The organism is Holdemanella sp. MSK.7.32, assembly GCF_024460475.1.
Classification (GTDB): domain Bacteria; phylum Bacillota_I; class Bacilli_A; order Erysipelotrichales; family Erysipelotrichaceae; genus Holdemanella.
Genome location: NZ_JANFYN010000045.1, coordinates 1 through 18,824 on the forward strand (window position 1 = coordinate 1; position 18,824 = coordinate 18,824).

Genomic DNA, 18,824 nt, shown 5'->3' on the forward strand with positions numbered 1-18,824 from the left:
TATACAATTCTATATTAACCAGAATACTTTTCTTCCTGGTTTCATAATACGAAAAGATATGCATAAAACATATCTTTCAATGGACCTATGAAACCCTTTAATCGAAAGCCAAAAGATTTAAAGAGAGATTCCAAAGGCTTCTCCAGTAATGATTATACTACATGAAGACAATAAAGATAAAGATTCAGTAATCACTAAACTTATTTATTTGGCTTCTCTCTTTAATTTTCTCAATATTTCGCCAGCAAACTCTGTGCCTCCTCGATTGATTGAGATTTTAACTTCTCCATCCACTGTATTCAGTATTAAAGTTCCTGCTGTTAATGTTGTTTTGTAGAACACGTTTGTGATCTGACTCCAATTCCATTCTTTAAACTTATATCCGAACATGTTTTTAGAACATTTTATTAACCTTTTTTTAGTCGCTACACAGCATTTTCCATTTACAGTAATGAACGGAAGATTTAGTCTTTCATCTGAATCCAACATTGCGATAATCTGTTCAAAGCATTTAACTGCATTTTTTTCAGAAATACCACCAATCAACTCATTGTTGATTGAATAATAATATGCTTCCATAGCAAGTTCATGATTCTTCATCTTTTTAATTTTCTCTTTATCATACATAACATGTTTCCTTTTCCTAATTCTTTATTTCATTTAATCGATCACATATAAACTTTGCTTTGTATGAACAAACTTGAATTTTAACTTCGCCATGAACTGTATTCAGTATCAAAGTTCCTGTAAACCCTCTTTTTAAGTAGTTGATAGTTTTGATCTGATCCCATTTCCACTCTTTAAATTTAAATCCAAAGAGTTTTTTAGTACATTTGATTATACGATACTGAGTTGCATAGTAACACGAACCTGGTTTGTCAATAAATGGCAAATGAATACTTTCACCTGGTTCTGACATCGAAACTAACTGATCAAAACACTTAATCGCATTTCTATTAGTAATAAAGCCACTTAGATTATTGTTGATTGAAAAATAATAAGTATCCTTCGCAATTTCATTGATATCCATAACATTCCCTTTTTTCCTAGTTACAACTTAAAAGTTTTATAAATGCATCAAAGAAATTTGGCATTTTATAAAGTTCACATCACTGTTGATTTTAGACAAGATTTAAGTTAATATTTCAATGATAAATTTGTCAATTTGATAAAAAAGAACACTAAAGAAAAGGCATGAACCTTCTATTGTGAAGAACGCCCCGCTAGTGTTCTTTTTTTATTTTGTATTAATTCTTAGGGTAAAATTAAAAATCGAAGTATAACCTGAATATTCACATCATACCTCGCTAAAAGCTTCTTAACTTTTGTTCCTAATGCTAGTTTACACTTTAGCCATTCAAATAGTCAAGCATATACATTTAAACATCCACATCTTTAATCCATATAATTGTATAACGCATTTTCAAATCTATATCATAAAGTTAGATATTAAATTTTAATATGTTAAGAATTATCAAAAATAATAAAAGTAGATTAATTCTTATTACCAATATACCGTTATTCTTCTATCACTCAATCCCGAATAGTCCAAGAAAGACGATGGATATGCACTAACAAAATCATCCTTATTACTACTGAAACGTTTTGAGCCATTCATTATATAACATACATCAATAGCTCGAGTAATACCTACATAGTGAAGATTTAACAATTGAGTACTTTCATTTGGATATTCATCTGAAATAATATATTTGTACATATCCATATGAAATACAATATTAAACTCCAGTCCTTTTGATTTATGGAGTGTCATAATATTTATTTCATTATCTGCAGCTGGAATATAACTATGAATCATCTCAGAATCATTTAACACATCATGAAGTAGTGATCTTGCTTTTTCACTATCACCCTTTGGATATACTAATTTTGCAAGAGATATAAATTTATCTTCAGCAGTAGATATTGATTCAGGGGTAGATTTAAAAATTTCATTACATAAATGAAGTGCATTACGATATTTTACAGGTTCAATCTCTTCTGAGAATAATCCATCAGCATAATCCACTACATAAACATTTTTGTCAAAGCACGAAACAAGAACATCTCTAAAAAGCCGACTCCAATCAGAGGTATCTCTATCTAAAGCTGTATCGGTAAAACTTTTATGTGGGTATTGTAGGGCGACATCCAAAAGATTGATAGTACTATTGCTACGACAAAGAATTGCAATTTTATTACTATGGGTAACACCATATTTCTTCTTTATTCCATCTAAATATTTATCAATTTTTTCAGCTATTTGATTTTCATTTCCTTGTACATTAACAAGAAATACTCTCTTATCTTCTGGGACCGATTTCGATGCACCAAAAAGGCACAATGAATATTCAGAGATACTTGGATGACAACGATGATTTTTGCTTAATTCAAAATGTTTAAATTCGTCATTTCTAATTAAATCAATTAAGTATTTGGGAGACCGATTTGTAAAGCCATAAATTGCTTGATTTATATCTCCAACGGCAACACCAACAAGGCCAGTATTTACTAATTGAAGAAAAATGTTGTGTTGAATTTCTCCACAATCCTGATATTCATCAATGAATATATGTGAGAACCTTGCTCTAAGATACTTTATTGCACCAGGAACCTTATTAAGAATATATAAAGCAGTTTCTCCGGATTTATCAAGAAAAATCTTGCCTTCAGATAACGAATCCACAAGTAACGCCTCTAGTTCACTACTTGGTTTTACTGAAAAATCTGCAAGCTTATAGTATTTAGGATCATTTTTCACATTACTACTAATGGAATATTCTGCTATAGAATTTGTTAAATGTCTAGCAAACGGAATAATTATTTGCGAGATATAAAACTTATCAATTGTTCCAAAAAAGGATTGCTTTGCATAAACTCCCTTTTTGTTGCATCTTTTCTTTAACTCGTCACTAGCTTTATTGGTAAACGATATAGCAATTACTCCTTTATAATCTGGAAGTGACGGAAGAACTTTAATGATTTTTTCAACAACAGTATAAGTCTTACCCGATCCCGGTTTTGCAGTAACAACTACATTTCCTGGATAGTTAATAATTGAATGTTGTTCTTGTGTTGGTTCTTTAGTCATTTTTAGGGTGAATCCTTTCTTCGACTATGCTTATCAAATTTCTCAATGGTAAAACAATGTTATCATTAGCTAAACATGAAAGTTTATCATAGTTTTCTGTTAAAAAGTCCATCATATTTTCAGCTTTTCTTGTTTGCATGGCTTTAACCAAGATATCTACTTTTTCTTTACCATAATGAGTTTCCAATACAATCTTTAACGGACTATTTGCAAGATCATTTTCTAAGTCAATATCTGATAGATACAGACCATAAGGTGTAGCCTGTGCGCGTATATATGAATTCAATTCTTTAGCAGTCTTATCCGGTTCAGTTTCACACGGCCATTCATTCTCACTTTTATGTTTCTCCCAATAGTTGCACAAATCGTTATCAGTTCCAGAACGTAAACCTTTGAGAATCTTCATAATACGTGAGATACCAGCATAATAATGCTTTTCAGGATTTTTTGTAGGCTTAGAAAAAATATCATTGTCCGTCCTTAATGTCCACGGTATATTCAATGCATTGCATACGGCAACATATGGTTCAAATCCAACACCTTCAACTGAAAGAATAGAAATATTGAACCGATCTAAGTCAATGTTAAGAGCTTTAGCTAATGCGTTATAGAATAACACTTCTGATGTTCCTTCAACAAGAAAGACACCATCTGCAAAAAACACTTCTGCAGAAAGAGTATTTAACCGATAACTAAACTCATTTATAACTTCCTGTAGAATAGTACTGCATCCGCCACAAGCTGAGTGAGTAAATTTAGCTTTAGAATACAATCGAACTATACATTTAGGATCAAATCTTGATGCAATATGTGGTGAATGCGAAGTAATAAGTACTTGATCATTAAAATGATTTTGAATATATTCCGAAAGTTTGCGTTGTTGATGTGGATGAAGATGTGCTTCTGGCTCTTCTATAGCATAGAATGTTACACAATCAATATCTTTTTGAATATTTTGTTTTGCAATCCATGTTGCTAGAAAAATTTGATTATTTCTACCGTCACCACCTAAAGTAAGAATATGATCCTCAGATGAATATGCAAGTTTTAAATTTTTAAGTAGTTTATCCGCATCACTTTCACCGGCAACAAACTTTACATTTTGATCCTCATTATGTATAGATAACTCATCTAGTTCTTGGTTGACATGATCAAGAGCAGAAGTAATATAGTTCATAGAGTTAAGTTGTCCATTAATACTATCTAATTTTTCTTGAATCTCAATAGATGTTTTTTCATCAGAAGCAATTTCATCTTCAGATAATTTTTCTTTTGCAAGTTGAAGTATTTGTGCACGCTCTCGTTTTAAAAAACCTAAAAGATCTCTATTTGTATCAACACATTGCATATTCAAACGACGAATATATTGTCGAGTAGTAATTTCTTCTAATGTATTTTCACTGAACCCTACAAACAATTTATAGGCGCCATTTTTAGAGTTTGTATAACGAATCAATACCGTTCCGTCTTTCATAGCACCTGCAAAAGCACTTAAAAGACATTCTTCAACGACATTTGTAATCGTAACTGTTATTTCAATCTTATCTGTTTTTGAATATGCATTGTAGTCACTATCAGAAAGTTCCAAATCACGCTCACTGATACTTTTATCAAACAGTAAACGCAAAGCGTAAATTAAATTCGTCTTTCCAACGTCATTAGCTCCAATAATTAAAGTCTTATCTTGGAAAGTGATTTTTTCATCATCAAAATTCCGGAATCCTTTTATATGTATATTTTCAATTCTCATTTTTCCCTCCATCTTAATCAAGCATAATTAAACTCAATCATACAATCTCACATTAAAACGCAGTCCAAGCTTCGGTGATATATCCTTTACTTAGTCGAAAACCACTTCTTCTTCAGCAATATGATAGATGTTAATCTGATTTTCTACATCAAGTTTATTGACTACCCAACCTTTAAATTGACATAATTGAATAAAGTCTTTAATGCGGTTTACTCCATTAATTTCCTTTAGAGTTACAATTACACCAAATCTCATGTTGTAACCATCTTTTTCATTTAATCGTTCTTTAGTTCTGACACTCAAGCCCCATAATCCATTTGAATTATTTGGTTTTGGTTGTCTTTTCTTTCCAGTAGGTGTCAACAATTCATCACGTAACAATTTGACGTTATCCCATTTTCTATACTCTTTTCGAGCTTGTCCTTCATAAAGAATGATTCTCTCATCTTCAGATTGTTTATTCTTATTTATAGGGTTAATTCCAATTTTTCCATTCTTTTTCTTTTTCAATGTGCCAAAATGAATATCTAATTCAGTATTCGTATAATCTACTCCTTGGTTTCTTGAACATTTTGGAAAATAGCATAAAGTAGCTTTAGCCACAAACGGGAATTTTTCTTTATCTTCGGGAACAGGAATATTATATGCAAATGTATCATAATCCAATGTGAATCCGTTGATCATAAATTTAATTTCATCATCCGGTGTTTCGATTATTTGATTAATATGTTTTGGAACAACACCATAACCTATCTTTTGCGGGCTATACTTTTCTTTATTCCATCCTGCTGCTGAATCAATAATCAAAGCCTTCGCTAATTCTCTTGTTAGGCCTAAAACTTCGATCAGATAAGATAGTTTTCTCGCAATCCAAGGAGCAGCAAAGGATGTTCCGCGCACAAATTTTTCTCCTGAAGGTGCGTATGCTTTTATTCTCTTATCATCGGTGCCACCATAATAGCTTACATCTGGTTTATTGAAAAAAGATAATACCAAACCTTCTCTAGTATAATCGGCTGGTTTACCATTAAAATCAACTGAATTAACAACTAATGAGTTAATAGAATCTGCAGGAGCTCCAATCTTTTTTGCGTTAAATCGTGATGTTTTATTTGTACCTGCAACAACAAATATCACATCATTCTCATATTGGATTTTATCTAGAATTGCCGCTTCTGGAGAAATGAAGTTTGAATTAATTTCTAATGCAGAACCTAAAGATAAATTCCAGACTTTTATATCTCTATTCGATTCTACAATTTCCTTTATGGCTCTCATTACTGCAAATGAACTAAAGCTACCACTTTTGGCAACGCCAAAATGTCTAACCTTAAATCTTCCACATCCGTCATCCAGTTCTTTATTGATGTTTGGTCCATCAACAATAATTGAACTTACCATTGTACCATGATTATAATCTGAACTATCTAAATCAATGCCATCAACCATATTTTTAAATTCTACCCATTCAGAAAAATAGACCGTCTCATCAAACATTGTGTCAATGACTCCAATTGTCGGCTCATTTCCAGGGTGTGGTATTGAGATACTACTTTTTTCACCATCTTCAAAAGATTCTTTTTCAAACTTGGAAATATCTGTTACTGCCATTGAGATTAAATATGGAGCTTTAGATAGTAACATCTTATATTGATCAGGTCTCAGTAAAAGTGTTGTCTCATCAATACTCCTTACATCTAAAAAGTTAATATCTAATTGTTTCATGATGTCCGAAGTTTTGGTTCCCGTTTCATAAATTGTAACGATTGCCTTATCATTCATGTCACTCACATCTTGATCTACGCCAAATTTTTCAACATAAAAAGCATCAACAATCGTATTAACAAATCTTGTTCTTGATACTTTGATTTTTGTTTCATCTTCGAACAATTTTTTGTACTTTTTCGAATTAATATCATTTATAGTGTCATGACTAATAACATTACCAAAATAATTTTGAACAGCAGATATTACATTTGCGAGATTTTCTATAGCAGCCTCTAATTTATAACTTTCTAAACAATGAGTAATAATATGTTTTGGATTGTTTTCATCCGTGAACTTAGCTCCTACAATCGTATCATTGTTTTTCTTTGAAGAACTTTCTAATATGCCTTTGATTCGATTTGATTTGGCAACCACTGTGTTATAATACACACTCACTAGTGGATTGATTTGTAATTTTTCATTTTGCCAAAACTTTTGTACATTCATTAAATCATTCTTCAAATCCATCAAGTGTTCAATAGTCACAAATTTATTCTTAGGCAAATTGATGGCTCCCATAGAACTATTTTTCCCGTGTTCAAAAGTGCCTTTTAATTGTAAAATTCCATTCATATACAATTACTCCTTTAATTCTCTTTGTACTTGGCTTTTTGATATACCTGTAAGTATTTCAATCTCTCTAACAGTGAATCCTTGACTTTGTAAATGTTTTAGATTCTTTATATCCTCTTTATAAAAACTCCTATATACTCTTCTTAAATAATCAAATTCATCATTCGGATTACTAAATGCCAAAGAAGTTCTTATAATGTTTTTCAAATCTCCAGGATAAGGTATAATTTCTACAGAAGAAATTATTTTTCTGAACAATCTCATATTACTTCCAACATTTTTAAACTTAGACAAATAATGTTTTAATATGGTTACAGAAATTTCAACTAAATCTTCATGAGAATATCTATTAAAATCAATGACTGAATCAAATCTTCTTACTAAAGCCTTATCAAAATGATTAAATAGATTTGTTGTCGCAATTAAGAGTACCTCGTCATTTAGATTATCCAATCCCTTTAGCACAGAAGTGGTTGCTCGTCCCATTTCTCTTAAATCATTAGAATCCGTCCTATCTAATGCAAGTGCATCTATTTCATCAAATAAAACAACAACTTTTTCTGGTGAAAACAAGCCATTTATTTCATCAAATAATTGTGCTATATTTTTTGCAGTTTGACCAAGCTTGCTGTCAATCAAAAACGCAAAATCAACCATATACAATTCTCTATCAAGAATGCGCGCTATCTGTTTTGCAGATTCTGTTTTCCCAGTTCCTGGTGCACCTTGAAACAAGAACTTGTTAACACCGATTCCATGCCCAGCCGCATTTACTATTCCCACTATATCGTCCTTGATACAATCTGGTAGTGGTAACGGGTCTCCATTAACCTCTAGTTTCTTTACAAAAGCCAAATCATCCTCTTCCATCTGTGGAACAAAAGTATTCGCGTTTGATAAAAGTGCCATAATATATTCAGCTAGTTGATAATCACCATTTTTATCAAATTCATTTGCTATTTGATAAGCCTCGTTTCTAAAGGCAGAGTCATTTCTTTCTGCATGGTATTTTATTAAATTTATAATATTTGCCTTTTTCATTTTGATACCTTCCATCTCTCTTGTTATCGTTGCTTCTATTTTAACATAGTTGGGACACATTTTCAACGAATGGGACATATGTTGATTTATACGTTTATAAAAAAAACGCCTAGAGCTTGTCTCTGGGCGTTTGATTTATACTATCCTAATTTCTTAAGGATGTTATCTAATTGTGTTTTCGTCATTTCTAGCTTTTCTGTGTAAGATGCTAGTTTTTCTTTTTCTGCATTGACTTTAGCTTCTGGTGCTTTATTGACGAATCCAGGATTTTTCAACATGCCTGAACAACGTTTGATTTCGTTTTCTAGGCGTGCGATTTCTTTTTCTAGTTTTCCTTTTTCTTCTTCTAGGTCAATTAATGCATCCATTGCGACTGTTAATACAGCTTTTTCGATTGTACGTGATAGTACGTCTTCTGTATTAAGGTCTTCTTTGACTGTGGCGTGTGCCATGCGTGCTAGGATGGCAGTTGATTCTGTATTTAGTGCTACATAGCCGTTGTCATTGTGTAGTGAGATTGTTAAGTCTTCACTTGGTTTCATTGAATATTCGACTTTGATTTCACGTACGGTTTGAATAGCACTGATGACTAATGCCATTTCGTCTTTTTCTTTGTCTGTGTATTCGAATTCAACTTTTTCTGGCCATGTTTCTACGTTTAAGCTTTCTTTTTCGTGTGGCAAGTTCAAATAGATTTCTTCTGTCACAAATGGCATGAATGGTGATAATACTTTTAGAATTCCCATCATGACTGTGTATAGTACAGCTTTTGTATTAGCTACTAGGCTTTCGTCATCTGAGTATAGTGTGGCTTTTGATAGTTCAATATACCAGCTGCAGAAGTCGTCCCATACGAAGCTATATAGTTCGTTTCCTACAATAGCTAATTCATATTTGTCCATGTTTGTTGAAACGTGGTCTAATACTTCGTTAAAGCGTGCTAGGATCCATTTGTCTACGCTGTTAGCTTTTGTCATGTCTAGTTCTGGTTTTGTGTCACCAATTTGCATTTGAACATAGCGTGCTGCGTTCCAGATCTTGTTAATGAAGTTCCAGCTTGCGTCCATCTTCGTTTCGTCAAAACGTAGGTCTTGTCCTGGTGTTGAGTTTGTTGTTAAGAAGAAGCGTAGTGCGTCGGCACCTTTTTCTTGAATTACATCCATTGGATCAATACCGTTTCCTAATGATTTTGACATTTTGCGTCCTTGTGTATCACGTACAAGTCCGTGGATCAATACATCTTTGAATGGACGGTTCTTCATACAGTAGCGTGTTTGGAAGGCCATACGTGCTACCCAGAAGAAGATAATGTCGTATCCTGTTACTAATACATCATTTGGGAAATATCTTGCAAGATCGGCTGTGTTTTCTGGCCAGCCTAGTGTTGAGAATGGCCATAATGCACTTGAGAACCATGTGTCTAATACGTCTTCGTCTTGTGACCAGTTTTCAATGTCTTTTGGATCTTCCATTCCTACATAGATTTCACCAGTTTCTTTGTTTGTCCATGCTGGAATTCTGTGTCCCCACCATAACTGACGTGAAATACACCAGTCTTCAATGTTTTCTAGCCATTGTTCAAATGTTTTATTGAAACGTGGTGGTACGAAGTTAATTCTTTGATCTTCGATTTCTTGATTCTTTAATACTTCTTCAGCCAATGGTTTCATCTTCACAAACCACTGTTTACTTAAGTATGGTTCTACAATTACGCCTGTTCTTTCGGAGTGTCCTACTTGGTGTAAGTGTTCTTCAATGTGATCTACAACACCCGCTTCTTTAAAGTCGTTAACTAAGGCTTCACGACATTCAAAACGATCCATACCAGCGTATTTACCACACATATCATTCATTGTTCCATCTGGATTCATACAGATTGGCATTGGCAAGTTGTATTTTTTAGCTAATGCGAAGTCGTTAGGGTCATGGGCTGGTGTACATTTCATTACGGCTGTACCAAAACTCATATCAATATAGTCGTCTGCCATGATTGGAAGTTTATCTCCGTTAGCAGGGTTAATGGCGTGCATTCCAACGATGTCTTTATATCTTTCATCATCTGGGTGTACAAAAATAGCTTGGTCGGCAAACATAGTTTCTGGACGTGTTGTCGCAATCACTAATTCTTGTCCTGTTTCAACCACTTTATATTTGAAGTAGTACATGTGACCCATGATTTCTTTATGTTCAACTTCAATGTTTGACAATGCAGTTTTAGCTTCTGGGTCCCAGTTAATAATTCTTTCACCTTGATAGATTAATCCATCATTGTATAAATCTACAAAGACTTTACGAACAGCATGAGATAATCCTTCGTCTAATGTAAAACGTTCACGGCTATAGTCTAAAGATAATCCTAATTTAGCCCATTGGCTACGAATAGTCGAAGCATATTCTTCTTTCCATTCCCACGCTCTTTCTAAGAATTTTTCACGACCAATGTCATAACGAGAAATTCCTTCTGATTTTAAACGAGCGTCCACCTTTGCCTGTGTCGCAATACCCGCGTGATCCATTCCGGCTACCCAACATACGTCGTAGCCTTTTAATCTTTTATAACGACATAAAATATCTTGTAGTGTTGTATCCCATGCATGTCCCAAGTGTAACTTTCCTGTTACGTTTGGTGGAGGGATCACAATACAATATGGGCGTTTAGACAAGTCGCCCGCTGTGAAATATCCTTTTTCAATCCAATTTTGGTATTTATCATTTTCTACTGCTAAATGATTATACTTTGCTTCCAACGTCATCCACAATCATCCTTTCCATACATATAAAAAAGCACATCCCCATAGGACGTGCTTGACGTGGTACCACCTAATTTTATTCTCATTCACATTAACGCTGTGTCACGAAATTTACTACTCTTAGTTCATAAATTCAACTCAAAGACTACCTTCACTTATCCAACACGCAAACTTTCACCAAACGCTTGCTCTCTATAGAATTGGTATAAACTACTCCTTCTTGTCATCGCTTTGAATTTAGTTTATCAAAGAAAAAGTAAAAACTCAAATCATTTTGAAAAATTAGTTGTTTTATTCTCTACTTTACTATATTATGATTAAAGAAAGCGGTGTAAACATGGATAATCAATTATACAATCAAATTAAAGCTGTTCATGAACAATATATTAAAGAACAGAATCGTTTAGAAGACGAAATCGATAGACTAAGACGAGAAATCGTTTGTCTAGATAATGAAGACGAAATTGAAGCGTTAAATAAACTCGTTAAGATCGATGATATTAAACGTAAGATGGTTGTAGAATTCATTCATAGTTTAGATAAGATTGTAGAACAGTAAATCTACAATCTTTTTTGTTTATTAGAACTCACCATTTTTATAAGCTCTGGCGATCACATATGAAGGTTCATAATAAGCACCATTCGTATAATCGTCAATGACACAACAAATAGCATCATTATAGATTCGTATAAGTCCTTGTATATAATCCTCATTTGGAAGTAATGTATCAATGATTAATCTTGCGTATACTTTTCCCATATCCAATTCAGTTGGAATGCGAGAACATAATTCACTATTTACATTCTCAACATGAAAACTACCATACTCTAGTTTATATTCATCCATCAAATCATGTACTACTTTATCTGGATTATCACTATGTAGAACATTCGCAACACTAATAAGATGATACAAATGATCATATCCCAGTTGATTCACAACATATTGATTTCGTTGATGAAGAAACCGAGATGTCTTCTCAATCATAAAACACACATAAAACAAATCATTTTCTGTTACTAGTTCATCAAAGTATTTATTTCTCATAAGCTATAGCTCCTTTGATATGAAAGACATTTTAAAGCTTCTTCTGTACAAAAAACAATTTGATGCGTAGGATACTTAAATTTAACAAGTTCCCAAAAAGCAGTTCTAGAAATCAAGCCACGCGCAAAATCATCCACATAATTCCAAATCGTATCATCTGCCATAGGACCTTCTACAATATCATACGTATGCGTGATTCCTCTTCTTGACGAAACAACAAAGTCTAGCCATTCATCGCTCATCTGTTCGAAAACCTTACAGTTTAAATCCAAATTTTCAGTATACGTATATACATTCACGATATGATTCTTCTTTTTAGTTAATGCCCATCGCATTGCTTGTTTTTCAAAATTCGTACAATAGAATCCATATCCAAAATCTTTATAATACCCATCTGTAATAATTTTTGGTTGATTTACAATTACATTACTACCATGATAAACTTCCATCATTTCACCTTCACTCCATCTACTATGATTATATCAAAAACTAAATTATGTTATTAGACATTTATTAATATCTAACCTTAAATATGCTTTTCTTTATTTAATAAATTCACAAACCACACTCATATCTATTATAAATTTAACTAGTACGGTAATATCAAACCGTCGACTATGACTCTTTTATTTGTAAAGATTACAAAGTAATGCTTCGATTGACTACGAAGAATAAAGAAAATATATAGGATATAATAATCAATGATCATTAAAAAACGGTCTCTCGGTACACGATTGAGGCATTTAAATATCATATCATGACAATCAGCCTGGTAGCGGTTAACTACTCGGCTGATTTCTGTATATTTATTTAAGAACTGTGCTCAGAAACAAAAGGTAACAAAACGAGCATAATGCTAAAGGCATTATCAATTAGCTCTATATACTCGCTCGGATCATTTTGAGCATCTATAACTATTTTTAATTGTTCATACCAACCAAAGAAAATCTGCATAGCATTTAATAATTCTCTATTTTTCTCATCTGCAACCTTAATTAGTTTATTAACGATACTTTCAACCAAAATAAAATCGTCCCACAAAATGCTTATTTGATTAACTAGTTGTTTTGTGTATGCAGTTACGTTACTAAGACATTTGTCATCAACTGATACTTGAAGGATTTGCTGATATCTCTGAAGGTATATATACATTTCACCAAGTTTCTTCATGGCCTCAGTCCACAATCCGAGAGATTTAGTTGCGCTAATTTTCTCATTCAGTAAAGGTTCTATTTCGCAAGGATACATTGACTTAGCTATGTCGGATTCCTTTGTATCCAAAATTTTAAAGAACGGAATCGAGTAAACTACTGGTGAGAACGTACCAGAAAAAACTGGCACATAGGCTAACTCCAAGGATTGTGTTTCCAAATACCATCTATCACTTGATGGTAAAATACTATTCTTAAATGCATCTCTAATTGTCATTACAATCTTAGTGTACTCGTTTACAAGGCTGTTATCACATTCCATATTGTAATCAACACAAATATAAGCATATTTATCACCCTTAAGAAGGGTACCATTAAGCTTTGTAACAACTTTTGAAAGCGTATCATTAAAATAGTTAGTTCCTTTTCGATATTTTTGCTTAGAATCATAAGCAATGGCATTGCCTTTAGGCGGATTATCAAGCACGTAACGACAGACATTAACTAAAGTAAGCATATTTTCGAGCTCTTGTCTGGAAAAGTTTTCATCAAGTGAACTATAGTCAGAAAACAACAAATTATACTCTTTCTGAAAATCTACAAGTGCTTTCGATGCAGAATACAAATTATACATAGCAAGCTCTGGATTTTTAACAAGGCTAATATCCTGCTTCTTAATTCTTACACGTAGAATCTCTCCAAATTGATTATAGAAATTGTCTAATGAAGAATATACTTCATTCAAACGTTTTCTGAAATTTTCGTACTTTCCAACAGAAAGTAATTGACGCATCGGAAAAAATTCTGCAGCAGGACTTTTAGCATTTCCTTCAGAATAAAGGCAGTATGGGTCAACAGCAGAATAAGGAAGTCGATTTTCGTTAAATGTGTGTACTCTAAACACTTTCAACCGATCATCAATCCTTTTTCCACGACTCTGCGTATATCTTCCTTTCTTATATACATCATCAATGAGTTTGGTTGTTTCAACAATTAAATCTACGTACATTACTTCTCATTTTATCTATATCAGATACATATTCCTGCCACGAAGAGGGACGCAAGCTATAATCTATTCGTATTTTTGTCCACCCATTCAATTCTGATACCCAGTTATTAGGACGATTACTACGATGGATGTGAAGTTTATCGTCAAAAGCTTCAATCCCAAAATCACGAAGAAGATCAACACCTATTAGCTCAATATCAATATACTCTTTGTCAGGATACAACTGTTTTAAAATATCGAGCATTTTCATACGCCAATAATGGTTTGTGTTATTGGTACTATCTAGACCCTTCGTTTCTGTCATAAGGGGCGGAATAAATTTGCAAGACACTTTATCACTCGTGACTGTAAAAGAAAGTACATGCATTTCAGGGATAAGCCTTTCCTCAAATACATCTAAAGCTAATAAATAGCTTTCGAACAATGATGGATGCTCAAAAAGTCCACGTATTGCATCTGCAGATGGTTGGAGCCCTCCTGCGCACACATCATTAACTATTTCGTTAGTATTGTATGGTAATTTAATTTTCACATTACGCTTTGCCATCCAAAATAGCGCATATCCAAACGATGAACGATCAGTATCTGAGTTAGGCAAAACTGATGGTACTGCACTATTATTAATGAAGTAATCTGTTGCTTGGTAATTAATAGAGAGTGAAGTTAACGAACTCTTAACCTCATCGATGGCATTTTGTATATCCACCTCATTAAAAATAGACCAATCTTTCATTCCATCTAGAATCAGCTTATCTGATTGTAGAATCCCAGAAAGATCAATAGGTAAAAAACATAACCATCCCTTGCCACGTTTTGCTACTAGAGAGCTAATAAATGTCATGTTGCTATCGACATAACGTTTTACATCTAACCAAAGCATTGACTTAATGGCATTTGCATATCCTATCCAATCGTTAAACCGTATTTGAGAAAGGCATTGTATATCTTTGATGTCGTATCCCTGATTAGAAAAATAATCCAACAGAATTACTCTTACATTTTTTGATGAGATACATGACAAAGCCTTGAATACAACATCTCTTGGCGTAGTGTAAATCTGATTGCATAACGCATCAAAAACAATTTTCGCACGTACAGGATGAAGTGCTTCGATGGATCCATCATCACCTACCCTGATTAAATATTCATCTTTCAAACGTTTTATAGCAGAGTTTATTGTAGAACAATGAATTTCATTTTTTACAGAAGCAAGATTAACAGCACATCCCAATCGACCTACGTAGCAAACTAGCTGAAGTAGTTCTAACCATTCATCCGAAACACCATCTTGAAGCAATGCATCAATCTGATTTTGGAGTCGCTGGGCCAAAGTCTGATTATTCGTCAACAAATAAACAAATTCAATTAATGGTCCTTGTCCGCCAAATGATTGCCATGCCTCTTCAAAAGTTCTGTGCTCAGCATGAGGTTGAGCTTCCGTAAACGAATGATAAATACGTGCTGCTTCTTCTTTCGATAAAGTCAAGTCTACAATTCCATGTTTGATTGCCTTTCCGTTAATTGGTGTTCGGTTATAATCTTCATCTCGTATAGAAATAAGAACAGGAATGGAAAGACCTCGAGCTTGTAACTCTTGGAGTAAAAATGCCCAAAGTGTTTCGCCAGGTTGTACATCAATATAAATAATGAGATGCGCATTATGCTTACCAAGTCCAGCTAAAGCTGAAACTAAGTTTTGTGCTTGTCCTTCGTTAGCAATAGCACGTACACAAAATACGCAGCCTTCAGGATATCTATCAATTAAGTAGCGATAACAAAGAGTTGTCTTTCCTTGGCCAGATACACCCTTAAGAATTGCGACACCTTTATTGCTAATTACAGTTTGAATCTCTTCCATCCAATGATTTCTTTTAAAATCAAAATTGTTTCGAATATGTGTAGGATGTGCAGACACACCTTGCAAATACTCTTTTTCTAACTGTTCATGATTACCAGTAAGTTGCAATTCATCTAAACGTACAAGGGATTTGTTGTATTCCTTGTAAAACCCATCTATTGCTGCAATATTTGTTCCTATTTCGTGAATTTTTTCTTGCCACATTTTTAGTGTTGTGAATCCCTTGCTATTAGAAAGTACGGAAATGTGTTGAATTAATAGATCTTTTGCTAATGTAGGTGCAGACATTACAGGAACATATTTACTGATTTGCGTTTGAATATTTAACTCTAAATCATCGAGATTCACTTTTTCAAAGTGCAAAGAACTAAGCAACCATTCAGTATTCTCCTTAGACAAACCATGTTCATTCATAAGTTTATTCATTATAACTTTTTTTGTATTAGCATTACCCATTTGCAATTTCTGAAGTTCAGGACCTAAAGTATTGAAGTAGACAATCTTAATACATCTGAACCACGAATTTTGTTTATGCAAGCTACACATGCGATTAAAAAATCCTTCGCCACCTAGGGACGTTTTTGTTGAAGCAAGACTTGAAAGAGTTAAATCAGCAGAAATATTTTTAACCTGAACAGCCTCAATGACAACACCATTCTTTTTAATCACCAAATCCTCCACATCTTCTGGATAGTACTCATACGCACATTCATCAGATATTAATCTGGAGGCAATGTATAGCGTTTGGGACGAGAACCCTTTCCAGGCAGCTTGTGCACCCATGTCAGATTTTTGAAAAGTGCTCATTTTTACCTCCTTTACGACAGTACATTCAAAATCTATTATTGTGTTTATTTTTGGATAAATAAACGTATATACATTTTCAATATATTCATAATCATCATAACTTAAAGTAAGTATTGCGGTACTTAGAACCACTCTATCCGGAACTGATAGTCACCTAACAAATTAGTCAGTACCAATTATACATTGTATAACAATCTGTCTACAATACATGTATAGACTTTTACAGAGAATTCAATGAACTTCATCCACTTATTCAATAAGCTCACAAATAACTCCTTTGTCTAATATGAATTTAACCTTACCACTCGCTTCTTCACTCATCTTATCATATAGTCTCCCAGCACTATAGCTTTCTCCTAGTACTGTATAAGGGCTATTGGCTACATAACCAATCTTTCCTAGACCAGGAAGGTTTACACTAATGGCTTCTTTATCATATTCATTATCTTTTTCTTTCTTTAAATAAACAATCATTTCTTTTTCTAGAAATGAATCTCCATAATAATGATGTAATCCTGTAACTGTAAAATATATGTTTGACATAAGTATGTCCTCCTTTAAAATTTCAAGTTACATCATTAATTGACATTATAAGTGTCTAAATAGTAAATAAATCAAATTATTTTTTGAATAGATCATTGGACTATTTGGAAAATAGAGAATCATTCGATAAATATAATACACAATCATGAGTGTACACCATAGGATTAATATCATTTTTGTTTTCTCTGGTTTTAACAAGCATAGTATGCCACAAATCATTGTAGGTATTAATAGGGCGTGGTAATACAAGGATAATTGAATATTTCCTTTCAGAAGATGATACAGGCTTGTTTTCATGTTGCATCCTGGACATGGCAATCCTGTAATGAATTGAAAGGGGCATTTATAGAATAATAAAAGAAGGAATAGTGTGAGAACTATTCCTAAATATTTAGTCTTTTGCGAAACCATTAATATGACTCTGAAGGATGCAATAGGATACTAAAGATAATTGAAGTATGGATAATACCATTAAAACGATACTATCATCACTAGGATGATGTCCATTACTTCTTGTAAGACTAGATACCATCTTACCAGCCTTCCATAAGTAGTATAGTAAGTAGATTCCACATGTCACAATGCTTAATACAACGACAAGTCCTGGTTCAGCACCTTTTTCTTGGTTTTGACTTTCACATAAATCATTTAAGTCATGTGCGATTGTATATAGCCAATAAATACTATAAATGCCACAAGTAACTAGACTTAATACTACACAGAGTCCAATACTCTTTTCTTTTACAACTCCAGTAGTAAAAGAAAAACTTGGTTCTACATGCACTGTTTCATTACCTGCAAGCTCGGTATTCTTTAATCTTTGCCAATCTTGCATACCTGTTTTCCATACAAAACTATTTCCAGTTAATACACCACTGTCAATAAATCCTTTCATGTCTGATTCACTAAAAGGTCCTTTAGAATCATTATTCTCTACATAATACCAATCATTCGAAGATGATGATGTAGAAATAAATTCGTTTAACTCAGTATTCTCTAGTCTTTCCCAGTCTTTCATACTTGCCTTCCATACTAGAGTACTACCATTGATTTCACCAGAAGTAATCTTAGCCTTCATCTCTTCTATACTGAATGATCCTTTAGAATCATTGTTTGATACGTAGTACCATTCTTTTACTGATGTAGACTCTTCTGCTTCTTCTTTCTCATTCACTGATTCTACTTCAACATCACTTTGCTCAACATTAGTTGTATTTAATGTCTCTTCTACATTATTTTCAGTTACTTTTTCCGTCTTATCCACGACTGCAACAGGTACAACAATATCTTTATCGACTTCTACCTTTGTTCCACAGTTTGAACAAAACTTAGAATCATCACTTATTTCGTGCCCACAATTTTTACAAAACATATTCAATCTTCCTGGTATATTGTAATTGACCCATCTAACTGGTCATCTACAATATACTCCTCCT

The 18,824-nt window shown here is 33.2% G+C and carries 15 protein-coding genes and 1 other annotated feature; of the genes, 1 reads left to right on the forward strand and 14 read right to left on the reverse strand.

Going from position 1 to position 18,824, the window contains the following annotated elements:
- Positions 1 to 204 precede the first annotated feature (204 nt).
- From NE544_RS09715 to NE544_RS09745, 7 genes are all read right to left on the reverse strand, one after another.
- Positions 205 to 627 carry a PH domain-containing protein gene (locus NE544_RS09715; protein WP_256269188.1) on the reverse strand — a complete coding sequence of 141 codons (423 nt, stop codon included), beginning with the start codon at positions 625 to 627 and terminating at the stop codon, positions 205 to 207.
- A gap of 16 nt (positions 628 to 643) precedes the next feature.
- Complete coding sequence (locus NE544_RS09720; protein ID WP_256269189.1) at positions 644 to 1,030, reverse strand: PH domain-containing protein; 387 nt, start codon at positions 1,028 to 1,030, stop codon at positions 644 to 646.
- 474 nt (positions 1,031 to 1,504) lie between these two features.
- On the reverse strand, positions 1,505 to 3,091 hold the full coding sequence (locus NE544_RS09725; protein ID WP_256269190.1) for a UvrD-helicase domain-containing protein: 1,587 nt from the start codon (positions 3,089 to 3,091) through the stop codon (positions 1,505 to 1,507).
- Entirely contained in the window at positions 3,084 to 4,841 is a 1,758-nt protein-coding gene (locus NE544_RS09730) for an ATP-dependent endonuclease (protein ID WP_256269191.1), read from the reverse strand. The genes NE544_RS09725 and NE544_RS09730 overlap by 8 nt, the downstream gene beginning before the upstream one ends.
- A 90-nt stretch (positions 4,842 to 4,931) precedes the next feature.
- Entirely contained in the window at positions 4,932 to 7,181 is a 2,250-nt protein-coding gene (locus tag NE544_RS09735) for a S8 family peptidase (protein ID WP_256269192.1), read from the reverse strand.
- A 6-nt stretch (positions 7,182 to 7,187) separates the two neighbouring features.
- Positions 7,188 to 8,222 (reverse strand): ATP-binding protein, encoded by a 1,035-nt coding sequence (locus NE544_RS09740; protein WP_256269193.1) that lies wholly within the window; start codon positions 8,220 to 8,222, stop codon positions 7,188 to 7,190.
- Positions 8,223 to 8,362: 140 nt separating this feature from the next.
- Entirely contained in the window at positions 8,363 to 10,975 is a 2,613-nt protein-coding gene (locus NE544_RS09745) for a valine--tRNA ligase (protein ID WP_256269194.1), read from the reverse strand.
- Between the two features lie 39 nt (positions 10,976 to 11,014).
- Positions 11,015 to 11,208, reverse strand: a binding site (T-box leader).
- 101 nt (positions 11,209 to 11,309) lie between these two features.
- Here NE544_RS09745 and NE544_RS09750 point away from each other — a divergent pair.
- Positions 11,310 to 11,531, forward strand: a complete 222-nt coding sequence (locus NE544_RS09750) for a hypothetical protein (protein WP_117572451.1) — start codon at positions 11,310 to 11,312, stop codon at positions 11,529 to 11,531.
- 21 nt (positions 11,532 to 11,552) lie between these two features.
- Here the strand turns inward: NE544_RS09750 and NE544_RS09755 are convergent, their stop codons facing one another.
- The 7 genes from NE544_RS09755 to NE544_RS09780 all read right to left on the reverse strand — a co-directional run bounded on the left by NE544_RS09755 (position 11,553) and on the right by NE544_RS09780 (position 18,760).
- On the reverse strand, positions 11,553 to 12,020 hold the full coding sequence (locus NE544_RS09755; RefSeq protein ID WP_256269195.1) for a hypothetical protein: 468 nt from the start codon (positions 12,018 to 12,020) through the stop codon (positions 11,553 to 11,555).
- Positions 12,017 to 12,472: a DUF3990 domain-containing protein gene (locus NE544_RS09760; RefSeq protein ID WP_256269196.1), complete on the reverse strand. Its 456-nt coding sequence runs from the start codon at positions 12,470 to 12,472 to the stop codon at positions 12,017 to 12,019. Before NE544_RS09760 ends, NE544_RS09755 begins: the two co-directional genes overlap by 4 nt.
- A 358-nt stretch (positions 12,473 to 12,830) precedes the next feature.
- On the reverse strand, positions 12,831 to 14,180 hold the full coding sequence (locus tag NE544_RS09765) for a hypothetical protein (protein ID WP_256269197.1): 1,350 nt from the start codon (positions 14,178 to 14,180) through the stop codon (positions 12,831 to 12,833).
- Positions 14,158 to 16,845, reverse strand: coding sequence for an ATP-binding protein (locus NE544_RS09770; RefSeq protein WP_256269198.1), 2,688 nt, complete (start codon positions 16,843 to 16,845; stop codon positions 14,158 to 14,160). Before NE544_RS09770 ends, NE544_RS09765 begins: the two co-directional genes overlap by 23 nt.
- 249 nt (positions 16,846 to 17,094) lie before the next feature.
- The gene (locus NE544_RS09775) at positions 17,095 to 17,388 is read right to left on the reverse strand and encodes an HIRAN domain-containing protein (RefSeq protein WP_256269199.1); all 294 of its coding nucleotides are present in this window, start codon (positions 17,386 to 17,388) and stop codon (positions 17,095 to 17,097) included.
- 45 nt (positions 17,389 to 17,433) lie between these two features.
- Complete coding sequence (locus NE544_RS12335) at positions 17,434 to 17,799, reverse strand: DUF2752 domain-containing protein (RefSeq protein ID WP_370866095.1); 366 nt, start codon at positions 17,797 to 17,799, stop codon at positions 17,434 to 17,436.
- A complete protein-coding gene (locus tag NE544_RS09780) occupies positions 17,780 to 18,760 on the reverse strand; it encodes a GYF domain-containing protein (RefSeq protein ID WP_256269200.1) in 981 nt (326 codons plus the stop codon). The genes NE544_RS12335 and NE544_RS09780 overlap by 20 nt, the downstream gene beginning before the upstream one ends.
- Positions 18,761 to 18,824 lie beyond the last annotated feature (64 nt).